Raw genomic sequence first — 24,750 nt, 5'->3', positions numbered from 1 at the left:
GCGCCTCCGGCAAGGGCAACCGCTCGTCCCTCGCCGCCCGGCTCACTTGAAGGTCAATCGGACCAGTCCGTAGCTCTCCTCATCGGTCGGCATGCCTCGCGTTTCGCCGAATGAGGCTTCCAGCCAGACGCCATCCTCCACCTTGCGCGAATAGGCCAAGCCGTAGCGGGTGAAGTCCTGGGCCTTGAGCGTACGGTCGTCGAAGCTGCGCTGGACCCAAACGGCCGACGCTGCGACAGACCAGTCGTTGGCGCGTGACTTACGGCTGAGTACGACGCCTGCCTGGGTAATGTTGGCCTTCTTCTCGGCTCCAGCGACATTGGCCTGGCCGCGATCCGTAGCTTGGACAAAGGCGGTGAGGCTTCCGGCCGGCGGGAGGCACTGCAGGCTGCGGGGCGTGTTGTCGGACGCCTCCATCTGCACCTTCGTCAGGCCCGGATTGCTGCACGCTGAGAAGCGGCCCAGCGGAACGCGATAAGCCGCCCAAACCGAGACGCCGGCATAACTTAGGTCCTCGACCTTGAACTCGGATGCGACGGCGGCGAGGCCGGCCGCGACTTGGAAGCTGGGTTTATTTTCCGCCGCCAGACCCGCGCGCTTAAAGCATTGCTCGTTGGCCTTTTTCCATCCGTCCCCGGCTTTCTGAGCCTCGTCGCCCACGAACTTGAGGGTCTCAGCCTTGCGCCAGTCGATGAAGCGAGCTTGGATTGCCGCAGGTAGATCCATCTGGATCCTATCCACGTTCGTCGCTTTTTCCGCTTCGTCAATCAAGGCCTGTGGCGCGCTGCCTTCCAGTTCGACAGCGTTAGCCGCGCTAACGAGTTCCCTAACCTTTACCTTGGCCAGCGCCAGTCGCGTGGAGTCGACAGAGAAGGCGTTGGTGAGCGCCCGCACCTCAACCTCATAGTCCCCGCCGATCGACTTCAAGCAGGTTCCCAGCACCTGATCTTGCCGCGGGTCAGCCCCCTTAAGCAATTCAGCGCTGACGCCTAGACCCGTACCTAGGCCAGTTTTCCCTTCCTCGACCTTCGGTGCCGCCGCGAAGCTGACCGTAGTGCGCGAGTAGATCGCCTTGAACCCCTCAAGGCCCCGATATTCCTCAAGCGTAACAAACCTGCTTTCGCCGGCTAGCCAGAACGGGCGCGCGGCGAAGGCGACCCCGAGCTTATCACCCGAAAGCACCACGTCGCTGCTCTTGTCGGCTCCGAAGAGACTGGACACCGATAGCTCAGGCGCGCCTTGGACCAGGCCTAGCGCGGGCGCGGCAGGTACGCGCGTGTCGTAGGTATATTGCGAGGCCCACTTCTGCGCGTTGCCATACTCGTGAATGACCTTTTCGGTCTGGGCGGTCTCCGCAGCAAACAGCGGAGTCGCGATGACGCAGAACACAGCCAGCGCGCCTCTCAGGATGGACCGGCGGCTCATCAGCGGATCCTCAGATAGAGGTCGGCCCATTGATTGGGCGGGGTGGTGTCTAACTCAACGACGTCGACGCCGATCAGAATGTTGTTGTGTAGGACGCTGCCCTGCTTGACCATTCCGCCTTGGGTGATGGTGACGTAGACCGGCGTGTGCGCACCGCCAATGTTAGCGCTGGCCCCCACGCCGAAGGCGCGAAAGACGAACGCCTTCGGTGTCGACAGGGCGAGTTGCACCCCGCCCGCGACGCCGAGCGCGGGCCCTTGTTCCGGCGTAAGGGTCCAGAGAGCCGTACTGAGCGAAGTCGCGCCCAAGATCTGCGTAGCGACCCCAGTAGCGTCATGATGTTCAAGTGAAGCGTTCAGGACAGAGGCCGATGCACTACGCGCTTCGATCACGATCGACGGTGCGCCCAAGGTCCAGTTAAGCGTGTGGTAGTGCGCGACGCTCGCGCGTTTGATCACAGATGTCATCTGCCCCCCTACATTCGAAATACCAATGATATTCGAATAGGGCAGAATTGCAATCCTGAGTCATCAAGCGCGCGAATTCGCCCAAGAAGTCAGTTCGCCTCGCTCACGCGGAACGAACCGCGTCGGCAGCGGTCTTCTAGGAGAGAACCATCACCACCACGCGGCGGTTCTGGGCGCGGTTTTCGCGGGTGTCATTGGGTGCCACCGGGGCTTCCTCGCCATAGGAGATCGTGGCCATACGGTTGAGCGCGATGCCGTTTCGGCTGAGGAACTTGCGAACGGCCTCGGCCCGCTTCTCGCCCAGGCCGTCGTTGTAGGTCGGGTCGCCGACATTGTCGGTGTGGCCCTGGATTTCCAGATAGACGTTCTTGTTCTCGCCCTTCAGCTTCTCGGCGAACTCGGTCAGACGCTGTTCGGCTTCCGGCGACAGGTCGGCCGCGTTGAGCGGGAACTTCACCGAGTCATCGCTCAGTACCATCGAGTACATGAACTTGCCCTCCGCCAGCTTGCCGGCCGCCGTGGCCCGTTGCAGCGCCTCGCGGGAGGTCTTGTCCAGTTCGCCGATCTGGGCACCCTGGCTGGAAACCTGGCTCTGGACGCCGCCGACCTGGGTGTTGACGTACTTCTTGGTGGCGCAGCCGCTGACGGCCAGGCCGCCCATCACCAGGGCGCAGGCAGCGGTCATCTTCAGGGATCGCATCATGGTCGGGGGCCTCTCTCGTTGGTCCGAGCGATGAACCCGCCAGCTCATATGGGCGAAAAAGGGGCCGGTTCTGGGCGACTTTAGAGCCTAGCTAAGCCATAAAAATCAGAGACTTCTATACTGCGCGCGAACTCCGAAGCCGGACCTTTGTTCCCTGCTGAAAAACCTCTCTCGCCGGTGCCGAAGAGCACGATTGTAGTCCAGAAAGGATGGGGTGCGCGATCAGGGATTTCAACTCGCGATTGACGACCTTGCTCTTCCGCAGACAAGAGCCGGCCTAGTCACCCCAGGCCTGCGCACGAATCTTCTTGAGGGTCTGCAGGGTGGAGAAGCAGGCCTGGGCAGCCTCTCGCCCCTTGTTCTCGGCGTCGTCGCGACTGCGCACCAAGGCCTGTTCGTCGGTATAGGTGGTGAGTACGCCAAAGGTGATCGGGGTCTCGGTCGCCAGTCCGGCGGTCATCAGACCCAGGCTGGTGGCCAGGCTGATGAACTCGAAGTGCGCCGTGTCGCCCTTGATCACGCAACCCAGGCAGACCACGCCCTCGAAGAGATCCGAGCGCGCCAGGGTCTGGGCGATCAGGGGCAGCTCAAACGCGCCGGGAGCCTGGATGATATCCCCGGCGGCGACAGGGGCGCCGTTCGCCTCCAGCACGTCAAGCGCGCCCTTGAGCAGGCCGCCGGTGACCTCGGGGTTGAAGCTGCTGACGACGATCGCAATGCGTGGCGCAGATGGGGAGTTGGTCATGGGACGCTCTTTGCTGATCAGGAGGCGCAGGCCAGGCCGTGGCCGAGCTTTTCGCGTTTGGTGTCGAGATAGGCGGCGTTGTGCGGGTTGGCGGGAATGGCCAGCGGCAGTTCCCGGCTCACCGCGACACCATTGGCGCGCAGACCTGCTGCCTTGCGGGGATTGTTGCTGAGCAGGTTGACGCGCTCGACACCCATCGCCCGAAGCATCTGGGCAGCGACGCCATAGTCCCGCTGGTCGGCGGCAAAGCCCAGGGCGTGATTGGCCTGCACCGTGTCGAGCCCGCCGTCCTGGAGGGCATAGGCGCGGATCTTATTGGCCAGGCCCAGGCCCCGCCCCTCGTGGCCGCGCAGATACAGCAGGGCGCCGTTGCCGCTTTCGCTGATCTGCCTGAGGCTTTCCTGAAGCTGGGCGCCGCAATCGCAGCGCTGCGAGCCCAGGGCGTCGCCGGTCAGGCACTCGGAATGGACCCGCACCAGGGGTGTGCCGGACAAAGCACCCCGCACCATGGCCAGATGTTCGACACCATCAATCCGGCTGCGGAAGGCGCGCACCTCGAAGGTTGCGCCGCCGTGTTCGGAGGGCAGGCGGGCGGAGGCCACCTCGTCGACCAGCAGCTCGGTCGCCTTGCGATAGGCCACCAGCTCGGCAATGGTCAGGAGCGGAAGGTCATGCTCGCGGCAGAAGTCCTCAAGATCGGGCATCCGGGCCATGGTCCCGTCGTCCTTCATGATCTCGCAGATCACCCCGGCCGGCTGCAGCCCGGCCAGGGTCATCAGATCGACCGAGGCCTCGGTGTGACCGTCGCGCACCAGAACGCCGCCCGGGCGGGCCCGCAACGGGAAGATATGGCCCGGTGAGACCAGGTCTGACGCCTTGGCGTCGGGCGCTACGGCCGCTGCAATGGTCAGCGCCCGGTCAAAGGCCGATATGCCCGTATCGACCCCCTCGGCCGCCTCGATCGAGACGGTGAAAGCCGTCTGGCGGCTGGTGCGATTGTCGGAAACCATCGGCGGCAGGCCCAGCCGATCAACGGCCTCGGCCTCCAGGGTCAGGCAGATCAGGCCGCTGGCCCGGCGCGCCATGAACGCGATCGCCGCCGCATCGGCGAACTGGGCGGCCATGACCAGATCGCCCTCGTTCTCGCGATCCTCGTCATCGACCAGGACGATCATGCCGCCAGTCTTCAGGCGTTCGAGGGCTTCAGATAGGCGTGACATAGCTGCTCCACATATTTGGCCAGCACGTCGACCTCGACATTGATCGGGTCGTTGATCGCGGCGGACTTCAGGTTGGTATGGGCCCAGGTGTGGGGGATCAGGGTCAGGCCGATCAGGAACCGGCCATCGGCGTCGCAGGGCGAGACGCTGTTGAGGGTCAGGCTGACGCCGTTCAGGGCGATCGAGCCCTTCTCGACGCAGAAGCGATGCAGGGCGGCGGGCAGGCTCAGGCCGATCCGCCATGATCCCCCGTCATCAATCACCTCGACCAGATAGGCCTGGCCGTCGACATGACCCTGAACCAGATGACCCGAAAGGCGGGTGGCCAGGGTCACGGCGCGCTCAAGATTCACCGCGCCCCCCGCCGCCGCGCGCCCCAGATTGGTGCGGGCCAGGGTTTCAGGACTGACGAAGAAATCGGCCAGGCCTTGCGGGTCATGGCGCACCACCGTCAGGCAGACGCCGTTCACGGCCACGCTTTCACCCAGTTCAAGGTCGGGGAAGCCCGTCCCGAGGGTCAGGCGCAACGCCCCTTCCCCCTCTGGCGCGATGGCCTCGATGCGACCGACCTGTTCGATAATTCCGGAAAACATGCGCGCTCCTCGGGCCTCAGGCCGCCATGCGGGTGAAAATATCGACCTGGTCGGCCTGGCCGGCTTGAGCGGCCTGGCGGATCACGACGTGCTCGTCCCACAAGCCGGCCTCCAGGAAGGCCGCCATCAGGACCGGACCGCATTCGATCAAGGCTTCCAGCACGCCGGCCGCAGCGAGATCCGCCAGCAGGGCCGGGATGTCGTCGTGCAGACTGGGCTCAAGGCCCCTAGACCGCGCCGCTTGCATGTAGTCGGCGGGCGTCCGGCGGCGACGGTCCAGAATGGCCAGGCGTCGGGGGCATTGGCGCGGATCCGGCACGCGGCGCACGGTGAACTCGGGTTGGTCGGCCAGGATCGTCCCCGAGCCGGTGACAATCGCGTCGGCCCGGCGGCGAAGCCCGTGGGCCAGGGTCAGGGACACTTCGGACGTAAAGGTCTTGGCGCCCGGTGGCGGGATCATGCCGCCGTCCCGGGTCAGGGCCTGTTTCAGGGTCAGCCAGGGTCGTCCGTGGGTCGCCCACAGGGCAAACGGAGCGATCAGGCGCCGGGCCCGGCGGGCCAGGACAGCGGCCTGCGGATCGTTCACGATCTGCAGATCAAAGACCTGGCGTCCTGCCGCCGCAAGCCGAGCGGCACCTCCGCCCGCGACCGAGGGATTGGGATCACGGGCGGCGATCCAGATGGCCTGGGCCGGGCTGGCCAGGATGGCCTCAACGCACGGCGGCGTGCGGCCGTGGTGATTGCAGGGCTCAAGCGTGACCAGCAGCGTATGGATGCGGTCAAAAGTCCCGGCTTCCCGGCAGGCGGACAGGGCGGCGGCCTCGGCGTGGGGACCGCCGGCCTGTTGATGCGCGGCGGCGGCCAGTAGCACGCCTTCAGCGTCCAGCACGACGCAGCCGACCGGCGGGTTGGGCGCCGTCGCCCCGGCAAAGCCCTCGGCGAGCGTCAGGGCGGTACGAAAACCCTGATAGACGGAACGGATCGGCGGGGCGGTCTCTGGCGACATGCCGCAGAGCTAGAGCCGCAGCCCCGCATGCTTCAAGCCCGCATCCTTTTTCGAAACTGTAACATGTTAGAGGCCAATAGAATGACCTTGAGGACTTTTGACTCTAGAGCAAAGGTCGCCATGACTGAGCCATGCCGTTTGCTCCAGGTTTTTGTTTTAACGCGTTTTTTCGGCGACTAACCGGCATGCGCTTCGCCGGAAAGCGCTCCAGGAGCTCGACCATGCAGCGTTTCCGTCAGGCTCGGCCATGAAGGGCCCGCTCAACAGTGTTGAGCCCTATGGCGACTGGGCTCCGGGGCTCCAGAAGGCGCGGCTCTATGAGCTCATCCTGATGGATATCATTCTGGGCGAGCTGCCGCCCATGCAGGTGCTTGAGGAAAAGGTGCTGGCGACGCGCTATGCCGGCGGCGTGTCGGGGGTTCGCGATGCGCTGGGCCGCCTGGCGATCGAAGGGCTGGTTGTTCGCCGTCCCCGCGTCGGCACGGTCGTCGCGCCGATGGACATCACCGAGATCGAGCACGCCTTTGAAGTGCGGCGAATGCTGGAAGGCCGGACGGCGGCCCTGGCGGCCCGCAATCATCGTCCGCAGGATCTGCCGGCCATTACCGGTGCCTTCGACCAGGCCGAGGCCGCCATTGCCGGCGGCGACTTCCGCGCCATGCTGGCCATGGACCACAGCTTTCACCGCGCGGTGGCCTTCGCCACCCACAACACCACCCTGGCCCGGTTCGTGATCGCCCTGCAAAACACCGCGACCCGCTACTGGATCTGGCAGATGGAAAAGCAGTCGCAGGAGGACCAGATGCGGGACGTTGAACTCCACAGGTCCCTGGCGCAGGCCATTGCCCAGCGCGATCCCGCTGCCGCAGAGGCCGCTTGCGCCCTGCTGATCGGCGAGCCGCCCAGCGCCCAGCGCACCTGAGCCAGCAGCCCAGGACGTCGGTGCAGCTATCGCGCCATGGCGCCGATCAGGCCATGGGTGAAGACGCCCCAGCCGGGGTTGAGATAGGCGATCATGATGATGAAATGCCAGCTAAAGGCCCAGACCAGCCCCAGAACATAGCCCTTCAACAGTCGGCCACGGGTCACCAGGTCATAAGCCCCGATCGCAAGCATCAGGGCCGCCGTCGATCCATAAAAGATCAGATAGTTCGTCCAGAAGGGCGATTTCAGCAGCGGCCCCAGGAACGGTCCCCAGATCGGCCCGACCCAGCGGGCGAAGCCGGCGTCGACGATGGCCAGGGTCGCCAGAAGGATCAGACGCTTGTGCAGGGGGCTGTCTTCGCGCGCCAGAATGGCCGCGACGACCAGGCCCGCGAAACTGACCAACCCGCCCAGCTGGATCGCAAGGAAGGCGGTGTCTTCAGCCGGACTGCCGAACCGTGACACCTGGGTGGTGAAGGTCGCCATCGGGCCGAGAATGAGCATCACCACAAACAGGGCCAGACTTGCCAGACCAAGCCGCCGGTGAAGGTCAGCCCGGCCCTTGCGGATCAGGGTCGCCTGCACCGTCAGCAACACCAGCCACCCCGTAAAGGCCACGGCGTGGACATGGATGATCATCGGAAACGAAAGCGGCCCCGCCTTGGCGCGCGTCAGCACATCGGAGCCGAAGCCCATGACGATCCCGATCCAGAATACGGCGATCAGGGCCGGGATAAACCAGCGGTCCCACGGATGGCGCGGCGTGAAAACGGGGCCGCGCGCGGGCGGCATGTCCGTGGTTGAATAGGCGGTCATCATCCCCCCCCGGGAAAAAGACGTTGCTGGGCGACAGCATAAACCATCGTTCTTTGAAGTCGAGCCCGGGTCGCCCGCCCTTGACGCGGCGGGGTTCAGAGGTGATGGCGGACGCATGACGCTTCGAGAGATGGGCGCGATCAGCGCCGAGACCTTTCACGACACAATCGTCCCCGCCGCACAGCCGGTGATCTTTCGGGGTCTGGCCGCCGACTGGCCCGTGGTGGCCTCGGCGGCGCGCGGCGACGAGGCTCTGCTGGACCACCTGTCGCGCTTCGATCGTCAGAACATCATCACCACCCTGGTCAGCGACCCCGCAGCCGGGGGGCGGTTTTTCTATAACAATGACCTGTCGGGCTTCAATTTCAGCAGTGGCGGCGCGCGGCTGCGCAAGAGCTTTGATTTCCTGCTGGCGCAGCGTGACCAGCCCAGCCCCGCCGCCCTGGCCGTACAGTCGATCCCCGCCGACACCCACCTGCCCGGGTTCAGCGCGGAGAACAGCACCCCCCTGCTGGACCCGTCGATCGAGCCGCGCCTGTGGATCGGCAACCGCGTGATCATCGCCGCCCATCAGGATCCCTATGACAACCTGGCCTGCGTCGTGGCCGGCCGGCGGCGCTTCACCCTGTTCCCGCCCGGCAGCGTCGGCGACCTCTATATCGGCCCGCTGGAGCGCACCCCCGGCGGCCCGCCGATCAGCATGGTGTCGTTCGACGCCCCCGACCCGGCCCTGCATCCCCGCTTCGCCCATGCGATGGACCAGGCCCTGGTCGCCGAACTGGGTCCCGGCGACGCGCTCTACATCCCCTATCTGTGGTGGCACCACGTGCGGTCGCTGGCGCCGATCAACGTGCTGGCCAACTACTGGTGGTCGCCGCCGTCCGAGGGACGCGGCCTGCCCTATGACGCCTTTCTGCACGCCGTCCTGGCCCTGCGCGCGCTTCCCGCCTCGCACCGGGCGGCGTGGAAGACACTATTCGAGCACTATGTGTTCGGCGATGCCGAGGCCGCCGTGGCGCATCTGCCGCCAGAGGCGCAAGGCATGCTGGGCGCGCTGTCGGTCGAGGACGCAAGGCGCATGCGCCAGGCGCTGGGACAAAAGCTGCTGGACTTCGACAGCTAGAGTGCGTTCCGAAAAGCGGGAACCGGTTTTCGGAATGAAACGTGCGTGAAAACAAAAGACTAGAGCGGGCGATCTGATTTCGTCAGATCGCCCGCTCTAGCCCCCTCCACCCATCGGGAGGGGGCCGCTACGTCCTATTGCAACACGGCCTTGCCCACTGTCAGCGCGCCGCCCTCGACGCTGACCGCGATCACGCCGCCGTCTTCCAGTTCGCCAGCCAGCAGAAGCCGGGCGATGGGATCGACCAGTTCCTTCTGGATCACGCGCTTGAGGGGCCGCGCGCCGTAAACGGGGTCGTAGCCCTTTTCGCCCAGCCACAGCAGGCCCTCGGCATCGATGGCCAGGGTCATGCGGCGGTCGGCCAACAGCTTTTCCACCCGTTGCAGCTGGATGCGGACGATGTCGGCCATGTTCGCCCGGCCCAGCCGCTTGAACAGGATGATCTCGTCGATCCGGTTGAGGAACTCGGGACGGAAGTGGCCGCGCACCACGTTCATCACCTGGGGCCGCACCGCGTCCACATCCTCGCCGTCGTCCTGGTTGGCCAGATATTCGGAGCCGAGGTTGCTGGTCATGATGATCAGGGTGTTGCGGAAGTCGACCGTTCGCCCCTGACCATCGGTCAGGCGACCGTCGTCCAGCACCTGCAGCAGCACATTGAAGACGTCGGGGTGGGCCTTCTCGACCTCGTCGAACAGAACCACCTGATAGGGCCGCCGACGCACGGCTTCGGTCAGTGCGCCCCCTTCATCGTAACCGACATAGCCGGGAGGAGCCCCGATCAGACGGCTGACCGAGTGCTTCTCCATGTATTCGCTCATGTCCATCCGGGTGATGGCGTGCTCGTCGGCGAACATGAACTCGGCCAGGGCCTTGGTCAGCTCGGTCTTGCCCACGCCCGTTGGGCCCAGGAACAGGAACGAGCCGATCGGGCGTGACGGGTCCTGCAGCCCGGCCCGCGCGCGGCGCACGGCGTCGGAGACAGCTTCCAGGGCCTCGTCCTGGCCCACCACGCGGGCGCGCAGGGCCACTTCCATCTGCAAGAGCTTCTCGCGCTCGCCCTCCAGCATCTTCTCGACCGGCACCCCGGTCCAGCGGCTGACCACGGCAGCGATCTGCTGGGCGTCGACCACCTCGGGGGTCAGGGACTTGCCGGCCGTGTCGCCCTCTTCGGCGGCGGCCAGGCGGCGCTCCAGGGCCGGGATCTCGCCATATTGCAGCTGACCGGCGCGGGCGAAGTCACCCGCCCGCTGCGCCGTGGCCAGATCGGCGCGCAAACGGTCCAGGGCCTCGCGAGCCTGGGCTGCGCCGCCCACCTTGTCCTTCTCGGCCTTCCAGCGGGCGGTCATCTCGTCGGACCGAAATTGCAGGTCGTCGATCTCGGTTTCGAGGTTTTCCAGCCGCTGGCGAGAGGCTGCGTCGGTTTCCTTGGACAGGGCCTCGCGCTCGATCTTCAGCTGCACCAGGCGGCGGTCGATCTCGTCGAGTTCCTCGGGCTTGGAGTCGATGGCCATCCGCACGCGGCTGGAGGCCTCGTCCATCAGGTCGATGGCCTTGTCGGGCAGGAAGCGGTCAGCGATATAGCGGTTGCTCAGCGTGGCAGCCGCGACGATGGCGCTGTCGCTGATGCGTACGCCGTGATGGACCTCGTACTTCTCCTTCAGGCCGCGCAGGATCGAGACGGTGTCTTCCACCGTCGGCTCGCTGACGAACACCGGCTGAAAGCGGCGGGCCAGGGCCGCATCCTTCTCGACGTGCTTGCGGTACTCCTCCAGCGTCGTAGCGCCCACACAGTGCAGTTCGCCGCGCGCCAGGGCGGGTTTGAGCAGGTTGGAGGCGTCCATCGCCCCCTCGCTCTTGCCGGCCCCGACCAGAGTGTGCATCTCGTCAATGAACAGGATGATCGAGCCCTCGGCGGCGGTCACCTCGTTCAGCACCGCCTTGAGCCGCTCCTCGAACTCGCCGCGATACTTCGCGCCGGCGATCAGGCTGCCCATGTCGAGCGACATCAGCGTCTTGTCCTTCAGGCTTTCGGGCACGTCGCCATTGACGATGCGCAGGGCCAGACCCTCGACAATGGCGGTCTTGCCGACGCCCGGTTCGCCGATCAGAACGGGATTGTTCTTGGTGCGGCGGCTCAGCACCTGGATCGTGCGGCGGATCTCCTCGTCGCGGCCGATCACCGGGTCCAGCTTGCCGTCGCGGGCGGCCGCCGTCAGGTCGCGGGCATAGCGCTTGAGGGCCTCATAGCCTTCCTCGGCATTGGCGCTGTCGGCGGTGCGGCCCTTGCGAACGGCATTGGCGGCATCTTCCAGCGCCTTGGGCGCGGCCCCGGCATCTTTCAGGATCTTGGCCGCCTCGCCGCCTTCCTTGGCCAGGGCGATCAGCAGACGTTCCGTCGTGACGAAGGCGTCCCCGGCCGCCTTGGCACCCTTCTCGGCCTCGGCGAACACGCGGGCGGTGTCGGGCTTCATGTAGAGCTGGCCGCCGGCCCCGTCGACCCGGGGGGTCTTGGCCAGCAGGGCCTCGACGGCTGTCTCGACGGCGGCGGCCCGCCCGCCGGCGCTGGTGATCAGGGCGCGGCTCAGGCCGTCCTTTTCCTCAAGCAGAACCTTCAGCAGGTGTTCTGGGCCCAGTTGCTGGTGGCCGCGCGCCAGAGCCAGGCTCTGGGACGACTGCACGGCCTGCTTGGCGCGGTCGGAATAGAGATCGATATTCATGATGTCCCCTTCTAGGCGGAATGGGACGCGCCGCCTTGATCAAGCACAACGCCTCCCGACGGGGGATGTAGGTGTGGCGATTTAGCCACACAAGGCCTCACCAGCCCTTACTGCTCAGATACGCCTGCAGCGCCGCGATACGCGTGGCGTCCGAAGGGTGGGTCGAGGCGATTTCGGGACGGCCCTGGCCGCCGCCCGCCTGGGCCTGCATCTTGCGCCACAGCACCACGGCCTCGCGCGGGCGATAGCCGGCCCGCTGCATGTAGTCGACGCCCAGGCGATCAGCCTCCAGCTCGTGCTTGCGCGAGAACGGCAGCAGGAAAAGATAGTCGGTGGCGTCGTCGCCATACGATTTCAGCCCCCGGCCAAGCTCGCTGGAACTCCCCGCCGCCGCGCCTGCCAGGCCCAGCACCAGCTTGGAGGTCATCGACTGCGAATAGCGTTCGGCGGCGTGCTGGGCCACGACATGGCCGGCCTCATGTCCGATCACGGCGGCCAGCTGGTCGTCATTGTCGACCATGTCGAGCAGGCCCGTGGTCACCCCCACATGGCCACCAGGCAGGACGAAAGCGTTGGGAACCTCGTTGATCAAAACCGCATAGTCCCACGGACGGTTATTCAGCCCCGCCGCCGTCACCACCCGCTGGCCGACCGACTGCAGCCGCGCATTGCGCGCCGGATCGCTGGACAGGTAGCCGGTGCGTAGCGTCTTGGCCCAGGCCTTTTCCCCCGCCGAGGCCAGGCCCGAATCCTTGACGATCAGCAACTGGTCCCGCCCCAGATCGGCATTGTAGGCGCAGGCTGAAAGGCCGACCGCCAGCAGCGAAGCAAGAACGAGACGACGCAAGACACGGCTCCGCGCAAGGATTGTTGCGGACCTGATACACATCAGGCGACAGCAAAGCTCAAGGGGGTGCGCCTAACATGACGGTCCGCCAGGCCAGCGCCTGGCCTCTACCCGGCCGCCTTGCCGTAGGCGCTGAGCGCCGCGCCCAGTTCCGGTGTGGCGGCGGTGGGCGGCGGCGCGGGTTCGGGCGCGGCCTGGCCGGCCATGCGGGCGCGGGCTTCGGGAGACAGCGTGACGGTGTCCTGTGGACGCAGCGCGGGCTGAACGGCGTCCAGCGCACTCTGCAGCTTGCCGCGATAGTCCTCGACCGAGGCCGGCGAGGCCTTGGGCATCCCCACGTTCAGCGAGGCGACAATGGTCTGGTCGGTTTCTGACAGACCCTCAAAGGCGGCCTTCATCCGGATCTGCGGCGCGGGCGGCACAGCGTCGGCGCCGGCCCAGGCGGCGCGGGTAAAGGTGTTGAGGGCCGACTGCACGGTCTTGGCGAAGGGCGACTCGGTCAGGGCATAGGCGAGGGTCTCCCGCTCGCCCTGATCGGCGCCGGCCCAGCGGGCAGACAGCGTGTGATAGGCCGTTAGCTTCTGACCCAGGGCCACGGCACCGGTGGTGTCGCTCAGCGCTGCGGCGGCCACAGCCAAGCCGCCGGCGGAATCGCCAGAGGTATAGGGCCTGACATTTGCGCTGATCGTGGGGGTCGTCATCTGTCCTCGCTACCCCGCTAGAACCCCCCAACGGGGTAAAGGCAGCGTGAAGCAGCGTGGTAAAGAACGCCTGAAGACGGGGACGTTACAGGGCTCCGAAGGCGCCCCCAAAGAAAAAGGAGCCGCTTGCACGGCTCCTTTTGGATAGACTGAGGTCGAAAGCGGGCGAACTTACGCCTCTTCAGACCCTGCTACGTCGGGCGCGCCTTCGCCGCCTTCAAAGCTGCGTGGCGCGCGACGGCGGCGGGGCTTCTTGACCTCTTCACCATCTGCAGCAGGAGCCGGAGCTTCGACAGGCGCAGCGGCCGCAGCGGGACGACCAAGGAAGGCCGGGGCGTGGCTGACGGCGCCGTCCTGACCGCGCAGCATCGGCGAGCTGTCCGAAGAGACCTCGCTGGTCAGCGGGGTGGCCTGGGGCTCGATCACGGCCATCGGATCGCGGTCGCTCACGCTGCGATCACGGGGGGCGCGTTCGCGGCGCGGAGCCCGCTCGCGGCGGGCTTCGGCCTGAGGCTGTTCGGTGGCAGGCGTTTCGAGGGCCGCAGCGGCGACAGGCGCGGCGGCAACGGCCGGGCGCTCATCACGGAATCGATCCTCGCGAGGCCGCTCGTCGCGGAAGCGATCTTCGCGCGGACGCTCGTCACGAGGACGCTCGTCCCTGGGGCGGTCATCTCTGGGACGATCATCACGGGGGCGGTCGTCGCGGGGACGATCATCACGAGGGCGATCATCACGGGGGCGATCGTCACGGGGGCGATCGTCGCGGGGGCGGTCATCGCGCTGGCGCTCGTCACGTTCGCGCCAGCGGTCGCGGCGGCCCTGTCCCTGGCCCTGACCCTGATTGTTCTGATTGTCGAAGCGCTCGCGCGGGCGGTCATCGCGCTGGCGGTCTTCACGGGGGCGATCCTCGCGAGGACGGTCGTCCCGGGGACGCTCGTCGCGCTGGCGATTTTCGAAGCGGTCACGGGGGCGCTCGTCGCGCTGGCCCTCGCCGTCATTGTCGCCGCCCTGGTCGGCGGGCGCTTCGGTCGCCTCGGGGGTTTCCTCGGGCTCGGCTTCGAAATCGATCTCGTAGGCCGAATAGGCGTCCTTGCCGATGATGTCGCTGACGGCGCGATTGGGCTGAATGGCGCGCAGGACGCGGAAATAGTGCTCGGCGTGCTGCAGGTAGTTCTCGGCCAGAACCCGGTCGCCGGACGATGTCGCATCGCGGGCCAACTGCTGGTACTTTTCGTACACGCTCTGGGCCGCACCGCGAACCTTGATGCCTTCGGGGCCGTTCGAATCGAAGGCCCGGTTGGCGTTGTGTTGCTGAGGCTTGCCGCCAGTATTGCTGCCGCCGCGATTATTGCGGCCGCGCTGGCGCTTCATGCCCTTGAAATCTTTCATGGTCTCTCTGAACCTGTCCGGCGCTCCGTCTCTGCGGATACGGCCGGCCTTGCTGGTCTGTTGAACTGTATTCGGACCTGTGGGGCCGCCTGGGGTTCTCGAGACACTGGTTTCCGTAGAGCCCCCGCCTTTTCTGTGGCGCGGCGACCGGCTTGTGACCGTGCGCGCCTACCGGAGGAGCTTTACGACCGTCATGGACGACCGCTGTTCCCGTCACCCGGCTTTTTAGGAGGAGACCACTTCCGTCTAGCCTCTCACGCAGGGGTTTCCAAGGGATTTTTCGTGCCGGTGACAACGCGGTCGTGGGTGGAGAGATCCTTGACCGTCTTTACGCCCTGCGCGCCGGCCTGGCGGAACAGGGCCTCGACGGCCGGCGACTGGTCATAGCCGATCTCGACAGCGAACAGACCGCCGGGCTTGAGGACACGCAGGATCTCCGGGGCCAGCTGGCGATAGGCATCGAGGCCGTCGGGGCCGCCATCCAGGGCCAGGCGCGGCTCGTGGTCGCGAACCTCCGGCTCCAGCGTCTCGATGACATGGGTGGCGATATAGGGGGGATTGGAGACCACCAGGTCGAAACCGCCGTCGCCCAGCCCCGCCGTCCAGTCGCCGCGCAGCAGGGCCGCGCGGGTGTTGAGGTCCAGATTGGCGGCGTTCTCGCGGGCTACGGCCAGGGCCTCTTCCGAGGCATCGATGCCCAGCCCCTTGGCGGCCGGCCGCTCGGCCAGCACCGCCAGCAGAATGGTGCCCGAGCCGACGCCCAGGTCCAGCATGCTGAAGGCCATGTGCTCGGGGAAGGCCTTGAGCACCTCGTCGACGATAACCTCGGTCTCGGGGCGCGGGGTCAGGACGTTCTTGTTCACCTGCAACAGGATCTTCCAGAACCCCTTGCGGCCGATGATGTGGCTGACCGGTTCGCGGCGGGCCCGGCGGGTCAGATACTCATCCAGCGTCGCCCACTGCTCTTGCGTCAGCATCCGGTAGGGGTCGGTGACAATCTCGGTGCGGGTGACATCGGCGGCCACCTCCAGCATCAGGCGCGCGTCAATGGCGGGCTGATCAATACCGGCGTCCTTCAGACGCTCCTTGGCGGCGGTCCAGGCTTTGACGAGGGTCAGGGTCATGGTCGGTGAGATAGCGCGTTGAGAGCGTCAGGGCGAGATTGAGATTTGTACCCGATTTTGGTACTTTGCGATCAGCGGAGACCCTCCAATGAGCAAGAATACGTCCGTCAGCCTGGGCGACCATTTCCGGGGCTTCATCGAGGGCCAGATCGCCGGGGGTCGCTACGGCTCGGCCAGCGAAGTGATCCGCGCCGGGCTGCGGATGCTCGAAGATCGCGAGGTCAGGCTGGCGGCGCTGCGGGCGGCGCTGATCGAGGGTGAGGAAAGCGGCTTTATCGAGAACTTCGATTTCGAGGCGTTCATTGAGGGCAAGCGCAGCGGCGGCGAAGCTCCCGTCGGCTTCCACGAGGAATGAGCGCCTATCGTCTCTCTTTTCGGGCACGAGCCGATCTGGATGAGATCTGGGACTATTCCGTCGGAAAGTGGGGCCGACAAAGAGCAGCCGACTACATGCGCCAGATCCGACACGCCGTTGAGATGGTTGCCGAGCGGCCCGATCTGGGGGTGCGCCAAGACGAGATCGGACCCGACTATCGAAAACGTCCCGTCGGCTCGCATCTCGTTTTCTACCGCTTGGGAACGGTGGTGGAGATCGTCCGCATTCTGCACCAGAACATGGATGTCCGGCTGCACTTGGACTGAGCCCCCCCCTCACAAACTCAGCGCGCAGCTTTCGCCGATCGTCGGGCGCGAGATCACCACGCGCGACAGGCCCGGGAAGGCCGGGGTCAGGCGGTCGGCGAAATAGAGGCACAGGCGCTCCAGCGTCGGGCTTTCCAGGCCGGGGCGGTCGTTCAGCAGGCCATGGTCCAGCTCGGTGGCGACGGCCTTCAGGGCGGTGTCCAGCCCTTCCAGGTCGGCGACCCAGCCGGCGTCCTGCATCGGCCCCTTGACGCTGGCTTCCACCTTGAACGAGTGGCCGTGCAGCTTGCGGTAGCGATGGTCGGCGGGACCTTGCTCGATGTAATGGGCCGCGTCGAAAGTCGCGGCCTTCGTGATCTCGAAGACGGGCATCATCATAGGCTTCTTTTGACAAGGCCTGGGAGGCTCTAGCGCAACGACCCTGTCACCAGATCGAGCGCCTTATCCGTCAGGGCAGGCCGAGATATTTGTGTGTTTGGACGCTTAAACGCCATTGAGGGTGTGAAAGGCAATAGGCGACGGCCAATTGCGTGTTCTGCTCCCGGTCCGGACCGTCCATCGGTTGCAGGTAGAAGCGCTCGAAATCCAGCCCCGCAAAGCGCTCGGGCAAGGCCTTGGCCTGCGGGAAAACCAGCTTCAGCTCCTGGCCGCGCGTCTGCACAACGGGCGCATCGGCCTTGGGGCTGACGCAGACCCAGTCGATCCCGTCCGGCGCCGGAACCGTGCCGTTGGTCTCGACCGCGATCATGAAGCCGCGTGCATGCAAGGCGTCGATGGCGGCCGCATCCAGTTGCAGCAGCGGCTCGCCGCCGGTGCAGACCACCAGGCGATCGCGGGGGCCGCCGGTCCAGGCGGCCTCGACCGCAGCGGCCAGATCCTTGGCCGTGGCGAACTTGCCGCCCCCCTCCCCGTCCGTGCCCACAAAATCGGTGTCGCAGAAGGTGCAGACGGCCTTGGCGCGGTCCTGTTCGCGGCCGCTCCACAGGTTGCAGCCGGAAAACCGGCAGAACACCGCCGCCTTGCCGGCCTGCCCGCCCTCGCCCTGCAGGGTGAGAAAGATTTCCTTGACGCTGTAGGTCACGAGACCAGCGCCTCGCGCCCGGCCGCGTCCCACTCTTCATAGCCCCGCTGGCGCAACTCGCAGGCCGGGCATTCGCCGCAGCCATGACCCCAGGGGTGCAGTTCGCCGCGCTCGCCCTGGTAGCAGGTGTGGCTCTCGACAACGATCAGATCGACCAGATCCTCGCCGCCCAGTTGCTTGGCCAGCGCCCAGGTCTGGGCCTTGGTCAGGGTCATCAGCGGGGTCTCGACGCGGAAGCCACGATCCATGCCCAGGTTCAGGGCGCTCTGCATGGCGTCCAGGGTGTCGCGTCGACAGTCGGGATAGCCCGAGAAGTCGGTCTCGCACATGCCGCCGACCAGGGCGTCGATACCCCGGCGGTCGGCCAGGGCGGCGGCATAGATCAGAAACACCAGATTGCGGCCGGGCACGAAGGTCGAGGGCAGGCCCCGCTCGGTCATCTCGATGGCGCGGTCGTCGGTCAGGGCGCTCTGGGCCACGGCGCCGAAGCTGCGGATGTCCAGCACATGGTCTTCGCCCAGGCGCTCGGCCCAGTGCGGGAAGCGGGCGGCCACCTGATGGCGCACGGCCACCCGCGCCTCCATCTCGATCACGTGGCGCTGGCCATAGTCAAAGCCCACGGTCTCCACGCGGGCATAGCGCTCCAGCGCCCAGGCCAGACAGACGCTGCTGTCCTGACCGCCGGAAAACAGCACGAGGGCGGCGTCGCTCATCGAAGGATCTCCGGGCACGCGCGGGGTTTTGAAAGGGAAAGGCGGATCGGCATGGCCCTCCTCTACACGAGGCGGCGGCGGGTCGAAACGGTTGTGGGGCCTGGCCTGATGATCCCGGCTCCGCCCCCCATGCCGGGAAAGGGGCGTGCGGCTCAGGAGTTGGCGCGAAAAGCCCCTCCCGACACGATACCCGAGTCACCGAATTTCCGAAGTCTTGCGAACGTGTCTCAGTGTCTTATTCGAGCTGGGTAAGGGATTTTAGCGGTCTGACATGGATTTCCGCTACGTCACGAGCACACCCATTTTTCTAATTTCAGTCGAAACTTACCCCAAACAGGAGAAGATGACGTGGCGGAAAGTGAAATGCTGTAACATATCGCTGATCATATATGATTGCGGCGGTTGACAGCAACAGATCGCAAGTATGCAATCGCCCAATGTTGCGATGGGTCCGCCGTACGCCCGCGCAGCGCGAATGGTACGGCGCCGAGGAAACAACGACGCGAGCAGGCGCCGCCATAAGGCGCCGCAGCGTTCAGGGAGGGAATTTACATGTCGCAATCTCTGCGTCTGCGGAGCCTGCTGGCCATGGGTGCTTCGGCGGCCGTGCTTTCAGCCGTCGCCGCCCCCGCTTTCGCCCAGCAGTCCAACACCCAGCAATCGACAGTCATCGAAGAGCTGGTCGTTACGGCCCAGAAGAAGGAAGAAGCCCTTCAGGACGTGCCGATCGCGGTGTCCGCCTTCAGCCAGGACACGCTGGAAGCCCAGAAGATCGACGGGGGTCCTAATCTTCAGCTGGCCATCCCCAACGTCAGCTTCGCCAAGAGCAACTTCACCAACAGCTTCAACTTCCAGATCCGCGGCATCGGAGCGCGGGCCGTGGGCAGCGCGGCTGACCAGGGCGTCGGCGTGCACCTGAACAACGCCCCCCAACAGTCGGGCAACCTGTTCGAAGCCGAATTCTACGACATGGAGCGCGTCGAAGTTCTGCGCGGTCCGCAAGGCACGCTTTACGGCCGCAACGCCACCGGCGGCGTGGTCAACCTGATCACCGCCAAGCCGACCGACACCTTTGAGGCCATGGCCCGTGCGGAAGTCGGCAACTACGGCACGCAAAAGGTCCGGGGGATGGTCAACATCCCGATCTACGAGGACAAGCTGGCCGTCCGCGCGTCCGGTGCCTATCTGAAGCGCGACGGCTTCATGACCAACACCTTCACGGGCAACAAGGTCGACGACCGTGACCTGTATTCGGGCCGCATCCAGGTGATGTTCAACCCGACCGAGAAGCTGCGCACCCTCTTCTATTACGAGCGCTTCAACGAAGACGACGCCCGTTCGCGGACCGGCAAGCAGCTGTGCACCAAGGACAACGGCCCGGCCACGGTCGGCGGCGTCGCCACGGGTGCGGCCCGCGTGTTCCTGACCCAGGGCTGCGCCAACGCCTCGCTTTACAATGCCGCCGCCTACGGCACGGTCAACACCTCGGGCAGCCTGACCGGCATGCTCGGCAACATCTTCGGATTCACCAGCGGTGACGTGAACGCCGGCGACACCACCGACCGCAACCTGAACAAGATCGAGTCGGCCTTCGACCCGATCTATCGTTCGGAATCGGACCTCTATCAGTTCACCCTGAACTACGACCTGACGGACGAACTGACGCTGACGGCGATGATGTCGACCAGCAAGAACTCGGTCTATTCGAAGCAGGACTACAACCGCAACGTCTCGACCGTGCCCTTCAACAACACGCCCCTGACGCCCGGCGGTTTCACCAACGACCCGCAGACCGGGCTGTCGAACAAGTTCACGACGCTGGATATTTCTTCCAACGACGCCGAACAGACCAGCTATGAAGTCCGCCTGCAGTCGAACTTTGACGGCCCGCTGAACTTCAACCTAGGCGGCATCAGCTTCGACTACGAAAGCATCACCGACTACTATGTCATCGGCAACTCGCTGACCCTGTCGGCCCTGGGCTTGAACTTCCAGAACACCGGCAATCCGAACTGTAGTGCTGTGGCCCTGCCGACCACCTGTATCGGCATCGACACCAAGGCTACGCCGGACGGTTCTGGCCACAACTATTACGACAACAAGACGCCATACAAACTCAAGTCGAGCGCCCTGTTTGGTGAACTCTACTGGCAGGCCAATGAAAAGCTGAAGTTCACCCTCGGACTGCGTCAGACCAAGGACGAAAAGTCGGTCGTCAACTACAAGACCGTTCTACTCGCCCCGGGCATCGGCCTGACGGTCGATCCCGTGACCCCGGTGCAACGCGCCGAGTTCAGCGAACTGACCGGCCGCTTCGGCTTCGACTACAAGCCGGAACTGGGCTTCACGAACGACACCCTTCTCTATGCCTTCTACTCGAAGGGCTACAAGGGCGGCGGCATCAACCCGGGCGTCCCGGCGACTTCGGTCAACGTCCCGCAAACCTATGATCCAGAGTTCGTCAACGCGTTCGAACTGGGCACCAAGAACACCCTGATGGACGGCAGCCTGCTGCTGAACGCCACCGGGTTCTACTACGACTACCAGGGCTACCAGATCTCGAAGATCGTCAACCGCACCTCGGTCAACGAGAACGTCAATGCCGAGGTTTACGGCCTTGAATTCGAGTCGATCTGGTCGCCGGTCTACAATCTGCGCCTGAATGCCAACATCGGCTATCTGCACACCAAGATCGGTGAGGGCGTGAAGTCGATCGACACGATGGACCGGACCCAGAACAACCCGGCCTATACCCTGGTCAAGGTCGGCCCCGGCCTGCCGAACGCCAGCGCCGGCGCCAACTGCGTGCTCAACTCGGCCGGCGTCGCCACCCTGCTCTCCCTCGGCCAGGGCGCTGCCCTGCCGTTCGCCTGCGGTGGCGCAGCCGTCTTCCAGGGCTTCCTGCAAAGCCGCGGCGCTCCGGCCCCAACGGCGAACTTCCTGGCCAACGGCACCGGTCTCTACACCTATGGTGCCGGCTACTCGATCGAAGGCACCACGGCCGACGTTTCCGGCAACGAGCTGCCCAGCTCGCCGCACTGGACCGTTTCGGTCGGCGCCCAGTACAGCTGGGACCTGGCCGGTGGCTGGGGCGCGACCCTGCGCGGGGACTACTACCGCCAGACCGAGCAATATGCCCGCGTCTACAACACGGCCTATGACAAGATCGAGGGCTGGGAAAACGTCAACCTGACCCTCAAGGTCGAGAAGCCGGAATGGGGCGTTGAGATTGACGCCTATGTGAAGAACCTGCTGAACGATGTTCCGATCATCGACGCCTACACCAGCGACGACTCCTCGGGCCTGTTCACCAACGTCATCACTCAGGAGCCGCGCCTGTACGGCGTGAGCATCACCAAGAAGTGGTAGGCCACACGCCTCTCCGGGGGCGGTGAAATTGGGCGGCGGCGGAGCAATCCGCCGCCGCTTTTTTGTTTGAGAGGGCCTTGGCCAGGCGCCCTGGCGATCGGCAGCCCACAGCCCCTGAATTCACCCTTCAAGAACCACGTTCTCAAGAAATCTCCATCACTTAACGACTCCGCAACGGCGACCGGGCCATGATGAACGCCCTAGAGACGCCAAGCGAAGCGACCGCATGGAAACGCTATCTCGTCTGATTGATCGTCGCCCGTCGGTCACCCCGGACTCCTCGTGCGAGGAGGTGCTGGCGGTTTTCACGGCCGATCTCAACGCCTTCGCCATCGCGGTGGCCGACAACGGCGCGCCGTTGGGCATGGTCTATCGCGACGTTCTGATCGGCATGATGCAGGTTGCCGCCGACACGCTCAGCGCCCGCCCGATCTACGATGTGATGGACCCTTCGCCGCGCCTGGTCCCGATGGACCTGGATCCCGACACCTTCGTCGACACCCTGACCGACCGCCCGGTTCCCGTCTTCCGCTCGGCCTTCATCGCAATCGACGAGCAGGGCCTCTATGCCGGTGTGGGGGGGCTGGGTTCGCTGATCGCCTCGCACCGCCAGCGACAGCGCCAGGCCGAGGACGCCATGGGCCTGGTCGAGCGCATTGCCACTGACATCACGCACCATCTGGACGGCGTGCTGGCCATCACCGAGCGGCTGGAGAACCAGCCCCTGACCCCCGATGCCAGCGCCTTTGTGCGCGCCATCGGCGAAACCAGTCGCGACATGAGCGCCATGCTGGCCCGGGCCATCGACCTGCACCGCTCCAGCCACGGGCTGCTGGCCATGCGTCCCTCACCCGTGCGCCTGGGCGACCTGGCCGACGCGGTTGAGGCTGCCTGGAGCAAACGCGCCGCCGAGGGCGGCTCAACCCTGCTGTTCTCCTATGACGGCGATCCTGAATGCGCCGTCGAGGTCGATGCCGAGCGCATGCTGCAGGTGTTCGACGCCCTGATCGACAGCGCCCTGGCCAGCGGCCGCGGCGTGATCGAGGCCTGCCTGCACGCCCGCTCTGGCGCCGCCGGCGTCGCTCTGGAAGGCAGCGTCCGCGACAACACGCAGGGCCCGGCCGAAGATCGCCTGGCCCGCGTCCTCAGCCCCCTGGGCGCGGCCCGTCTGCAAGACCGCACAGAAATGGCTCTGGGCGTGGGCATGGCCCTGGCCCACCGCATCATGCACGGCATGGGCGGCAAGGTGACCGCCGAGGCCAACCGTGGCGCGGGCCTGACCGTGCGCTTTGGTCTGACCGCTCCAGCCGCCCGCCTGGGCGCCGTCGCGGCCAGCGAACCGCAACTCGACACCCGTGCCGCCCACATCCTGATCGTCGACGACAACGCCACCAACCGCATGGTGGCCGAGGCCCTGTGCGACATGTTCGACTGCACGTCTGAACAGGCGGTCGACGGCATCGAGGCGGTCGAGATGGCCCGCAGCGGCCGTTTCGACCTGATCCTGATGGACATCAAGATGCCGCGCATGGACGGCGTCACCGCCACCCGCGCCATCCGCGAAATGAACGGCCGCCCGGCCATCACACCCATCGTCGCCCTGACCGCCAACGCGGACCCCGCCGACGTCCAGACCTATCTGGCCGCCGGGATGCAGGACGTCGTCGAAAAGCCGATCAAGCCCGAACGACTGGCCACGGTGCTCAGCGCCTTGCTCGGCGGCGACGACGCCGAAGAGGTCGCGGCCTGAAGACCTGCCCATCCTGCCGGCGTGATCCATAAGCTGGTGTTTAGGCAGGTGCGGAACGCTCTCTTCATCGAGCGTGGCAACATGATCACGAGCGGCGAGGACCATCAGGCCTCCGCCCTCACGACTCGGGCGCGCAAGGTGTTCGGGCGCAACGCAACCCTGGCCAGCCGGACCTTCCACGGGCTCCACGAATCGCCTCGCTTCTTCCGTAGACGGAGCCAGGCGCTCTGCGGAAGCGACGCTCACGCCATCGGCGCAAAGGCGTGGACCGGATCAATCCAGAGACGAAACGAAACCCATATCGAGTGTGGAAACCGCAACCTGCGCGACCTAACGCCGCGCCGTACTTACGCCGACGCGCCGGTCGTGTCATGTTTAGGGAACAACCGTTGGAGGCGAAAAGATGACTGAAGAAACTGAAGGACGACGCCCCAACCCCGTCGATCTGCACGTCGGCGGCCGCGTCCGCATGCGTCGAAAATTGATGGGTGTCAGCCAGGAACAACTGGCCGATTCCCTGGGTCTGACCTTCCAGCAGGTGCAGAAGTACGAGCGCGGTGCCAACCGCGTCAGTGCCAGCAAGCTGTACGAGATCGCCAAGACCCTGCAGGTGCCGGTGTCGTTTTTCTTCGATGGCCTGGCTGACCCGATGGGCGGCTCGGAGATTGATGATGTCAGCGCCCACGCCGAACGCGTCGTCCAGGAATTCCTGACCACACCCGAAGGCCTGGAACTGGCCGAGGTTTTCCCCCGCATCGGCCGCGGCCGCGTGCGGCGCCAGGTTCTCGATCTGGTCCGCGCCATGGCAGACGATTCCGTCCGCAGCGACGCCGCCGCCTGAAGCTCGACACCCCTACTGCATAAAAAGACCCCGGCGGGTGACCGCCGGGGTTCTTGTTTGCGCCCGGCTCAGCTCGCAGACGCGCGCCCCTGGGAGGCCGCCCAGATGTTCTTGGCCAGACGCGCGGAAGCCGGCGTCAAGCCGCGAAGATCATAGGTGTTGAGCACCCGGAAGCCGAACTCGCGGTCTTTCTGCCAGGCCACCTGGACGTCATAGGCTACGCCCATCACCAGATCGACCAGCTGCGAACGGGCGGGAGGCGTCACCCCCGCCAGAATCTGCACACGCAGGCCGCTGTCGGATACATCCCGGATAACGCAATCCCAGGCGAAGGTTCCGCCCAACAGCTTTCCGGCCCGCTGCGTCTGGACGCGTGGCGCTGTCCGCCGGTCATTTTCCGGCCCTGACGCATATTTCGACATACCCGACTAAACGCACGACGCGATTAATCGGCTGTGCAGAGATATGATTTCATCAGGCTAACCAAGTCCACAAAGCATTCGAACAACTGTTTGCACCCAATAACCTCGACCTGAAGTCGGGACATTTCA

General features: G+C 65.5%; 24 protein-coding genes. 7 read left to right on the top strand and 17 right to left on the bottom strand.

Translation table 11 applies throughout. From position 1 onward, the window contains the following. Window positions 1-42 precede the first annotated feature (42 nt). The 7 genes from ACW179_RS09995 to ribD all read right to left on the bottom strand — a co-directional run bounded on the left by ACW179_RS09995 (window position 43) and on the right by ribD (window position 6,159). On the bottom strand, window positions 43-1,425 hold the full coding sequence (locus tag ACW179_RS09995) for a hypothetical protein (RefSeq protein WP_492064142.1): 1,383 nt from the start codon (window positions 1,423-1,425) through the stop codon (window positions 43-45). Next, the gene (locus ACW179_RS09990; RefSeq protein ID WP_492064140.1) at window positions 1,425-1,892 is read right to left on the bottom strand and encodes a hypothetical protein; all 468 of its coding nucleotides are present in this window, start codon (window positions 1,890-1,892) and stop codon (window positions 1,425-1,427) included. Before ACW179_RS09990 ends, ACW179_RS09995 begins: the two co-directional genes overlap by 1 nt. Before the next feature lie 136 nt (window positions 1,893-2,028). Then, window positions 2,029-2,595, bottom strand: coding sequence for an OmpA family protein (locus ACW179_RS09985; protein WP_492064139.1), 567 nt, complete (start codon window positions 2,593-2,595; stop codon window positions 2,029-2,031). Window positions 2,596-2,872: 277 nt separating this feature from the next. Beyond that, window positions 2,873-3,340, bottom strand: coding sequence for a 6,7-dimethyl-8-ribityllumazine synthase (ribH, locus tag ACW179_RS09980; RefSeq protein ID WP_492064138.1), 468 nt, complete (start codon window positions 3,338-3,340; stop codon window positions 2,873-2,875). Window positions 3,341-3,357: 17 nt separating this feature from the next. Further along, the gene (gene ribB / locus ACW179_RS09975) at window positions 3,358-4,560 is read right to left on the bottom strand and encodes a 3,4-dihydroxy-2-butanone-4-phosphate synthase (RefSeq protein ID WP_492064137.1); all 1,203 of its coding nucleotides are present in this window, start codon (window positions 4,558-4,560) and stop codon (window positions 3,358-3,360) included. Continuing rightward, complete coding sequence (locus tag ACW179_RS09970) at window positions 4,527-5,153, bottom strand: riboflavin synthase (RefSeq protein ID WP_492064136.1); 627 nt, start codon at window positions 5,151-5,153, stop codon at window positions 4,527-4,529. The genes ribB and ACW179_RS09970 overlap by 34 nt, the downstream gene beginning before the upstream one ends. Window positions 5,154-5,169: 16 nt before the next feature. Next, a complete protein-coding gene (ribD, locus tag ACW179_RS09965) occupies window positions 5,170-6,159 on the bottom strand; it encodes a bifunctional diaminohydroxyphosphoribosylaminopyrimidine deaminase/5-amino-6-(5-phosphoribosylamino)uracil reductase RibD (protein WP_492064135.1) in 990 nt (329 codons plus the stop codon). Between the two features lie 247 nt (window positions 6,160-6,406). On the opposite strand from ribD, the gene ACW179_RS09960 reads away from it, so the two are divergent. Continuing rightward, entirely contained in the window at window positions 6,407-7,081 is a 675-nt protein-coding gene (locus ACW179_RS09960; protein WP_492064134.1) for a GntR family transcriptional regulator, read from the top strand. Between the two features lie 26 nt (window positions 7,082-7,107). Here ACW179_RS09960 and ACW179_RS09955 read toward each other — a convergent pair whose 3' ends face one another. Continuing rightward, on the bottom strand, window positions 7,108-7,899 hold the full coding sequence (locus ACW179_RS09955; RefSeq protein WP_492064132.1) for a hypothetical protein: 792 nt from the start codon (window positions 7,897-7,899) through the stop codon (window positions 7,108-7,110). Between the two features lie 115 nt (window positions 7,900-8,014). On the opposite strand from ACW179_RS09955, the gene ACW179_RS09950 reads away from it, so the two are divergent. After that, window positions 8,015-9,022, top strand: coding sequence for a cupin-like domain-containing protein (locus ACW179_RS09950; protein WP_492064131.1), 1,008 nt, complete (start codon window positions 8,015-8,017; stop codon window positions 9,020-9,022). A gap of 134 nt (window positions 9,023-9,156) precedes the next feature. On the opposite strand, the gene clpB is transcribed toward ACW179_RS09950, so the two are convergent. From clpB to prmC, 5 genes are all read right to left on the bottom strand, one after another. Further along, window positions 9,157-11,742, bottom strand: coding sequence for an ATP-dependent chaperone ClpB (gene clpB, locus ACW179_RS09945; protein WP_492064130.1), 2,586 nt, complete (start codon window positions 11,740-11,742; stop codon window positions 9,157-9,159). A gap of 97 nt (window positions 11,743-11,839) precedes the next feature. Continuing rightward, the gene (locus ACW179_RS09940; protein ID WP_492064129.1) at window positions 11,840-12,631 is read right to left on the bottom strand and encodes a M48 family metallopeptidase; all 792 of its coding nucleotides are present in this window, start codon (window positions 12,629-12,631) and stop codon (window positions 11,840-11,842) included. A gap of 65 nt (window positions 12,632-12,696) precedes the next feature. Further along, window positions 12,697-13,290 (bottom strand): hypothetical protein, encoded by a 594-nt coding sequence (locus ACW179_RS09935; protein WP_492064128.1) that lies wholly within the window; start codon window positions 13,288-13,290, stop codon window positions 12,697-12,699. Between the two features lie 171 nt (window positions 13,291-13,461). After that, entirely contained in the window at window positions 13,462-14,679 is a 1,218-nt protein-coding gene (locus ACW179_RS09930; RefSeq protein ID WP_492064127.1) for a DUF4167 domain-containing protein, read from the bottom strand. A 254-nt stretch (window positions 14,680-14,933) separates the two neighbouring features. Next, window positions 14,934-15,803: a peptide chain release factor N(5)-glutamine methyltransferase gene (prmC, locus tag ACW179_RS09925; protein WP_492064126.1), complete on the bottom strand. Its 870-nt coding sequence runs from the start codon at window positions 15,801-15,803 to the stop codon at window positions 14,934-14,936. An 88-nt stretch (window positions 15,804-15,891) separates the two neighbouring features. Between prmC and ACW179_RS09920 the strand changes: the two genes are divergently transcribed. Next, window positions 15,892-16,158, top strand: a complete 267-nt coding sequence (locus ACW179_RS09920) for a type II toxin-antitoxin system ParD family antitoxin (RefSeq protein WP_492064125.1) — start codon at window positions 15,892-15,894, stop codon at window positions 16,156-16,158. Then, entirely contained in the window at window positions 16,155-16,445 is a 291-nt protein-coding gene (locus ACW179_RS09915) for a type II toxin-antitoxin system RelE/ParE family toxin (RefSeq protein ID WP_492064124.1), read from the top strand. Before ACW179_RS09920 ends, ACW179_RS09915 begins: the two co-directional genes overlap by 4 nt. 9 nt (window positions 16,446-16,454) lie before the next feature. Here the strand turns inward: ACW179_RS09915 and ACW179_RS09910 are convergent, their stop codons facing one another. The 3 genes from ACW179_RS09910 to queC form a co-directional block, all read right to left on the bottom strand. Further along, window positions 16,455-16,820, bottom strand: a complete 366-nt coding sequence (locus ACW179_RS09910; protein ID WP_492064287.1) for a 6-carboxytetrahydropterin synthase — start codon at window positions 16,818-16,820, stop codon at window positions 16,455-16,457. A gap of 73 nt (window positions 16,821-16,893) precedes the next feature. Further along, the gene (gene queE, locus ACW179_RS09905) at window positions 16,894-17,526 is read right to left on the bottom strand and encodes a 7-carboxy-7-deazaguanine synthase (protein WP_492064123.1); all 633 of its coding nucleotides are present in this window, start codon (window positions 17,524-17,526) and stop codon (window positions 16,894-16,896) included. Further along, entirely contained in the window at window positions 17,523-18,239 is a 717-nt protein-coding gene (gene queC / locus ACW179_RS09900; protein WP_492064122.1) for a 7-cyano-7-deazaguanine synthase QueC, read from the bottom strand. Before queC ends, queE begins: the two co-directional genes overlap by 4 nt. Before the next feature lie 552 nt (window positions 18,240-18,791). On the opposite strand from queC, the gene ACW179_RS09895 reads away from it, so the two are divergent. The 3 genes from ACW179_RS09895 to ACW179_RS09885 all read left to right on the top strand — a co-directional run bounded on the left by ACW179_RS09895 (window position 18,792) and on the right by ACW179_RS09885 (window position 24,199). Beyond that, window positions 18,792-21,608, top strand: a complete 2,817-nt coding sequence (locus tag ACW179_RS09895; protein WP_492064121.1) for a TonB-dependent receptor — start codon at window positions 18,792-18,794, stop codon at window positions 21,606-21,608. A gap of 226 nt (window positions 21,609-21,834) precedes the next feature. Next, a complete protein-coding gene (locus ACW179_RS09890; protein WP_492064120.1) occupies window positions 21,835-23,358 on the top strand; it encodes a response regulator in 1,524 nt (507 codons plus the stop codon). Window positions 23,359-23,761: 403 nt separating this feature from the next. Beyond that, the gene (locus ACW179_RS09885) at window positions 23,762-24,199 is read left to right on the top strand and encodes a helix-turn-helix domain-containing protein (protein WP_492064119.1); all 438 of its coding nucleotides are present in this window, start codon (window positions 23,762-23,764) and stop codon (window positions 24,197-24,199) included. 68 nt (window positions 24,200-24,267) lie between these two features. On the opposite strand, the gene ACW179_RS09880 is transcribed toward ACW179_RS09885, so the two are convergent. Continuing rightward, window positions 24,268-24,621 carry a PilZ domain-containing protein gene (locus ACW179_RS09880; RefSeq protein ID WP_492064118.1) on the bottom strand — a complete coding sequence of 118 codons (354 nt, stop codon included), beginning with the start codon at window positions 24,619-24,621 and terminating at the stop codon, window positions 24,268-24,270. Window positions 24,622-24,750 lie beyond the last annotated feature (129 nt).

Source organism: Caulobacter sp. AVps18 (genome assembly GCF_058681425.1).
The sequence above is the reverse complement of the archived record's forward strand: the minus strand, read 5'-3'. Positions and strand labels throughout refer to the sequence as shown.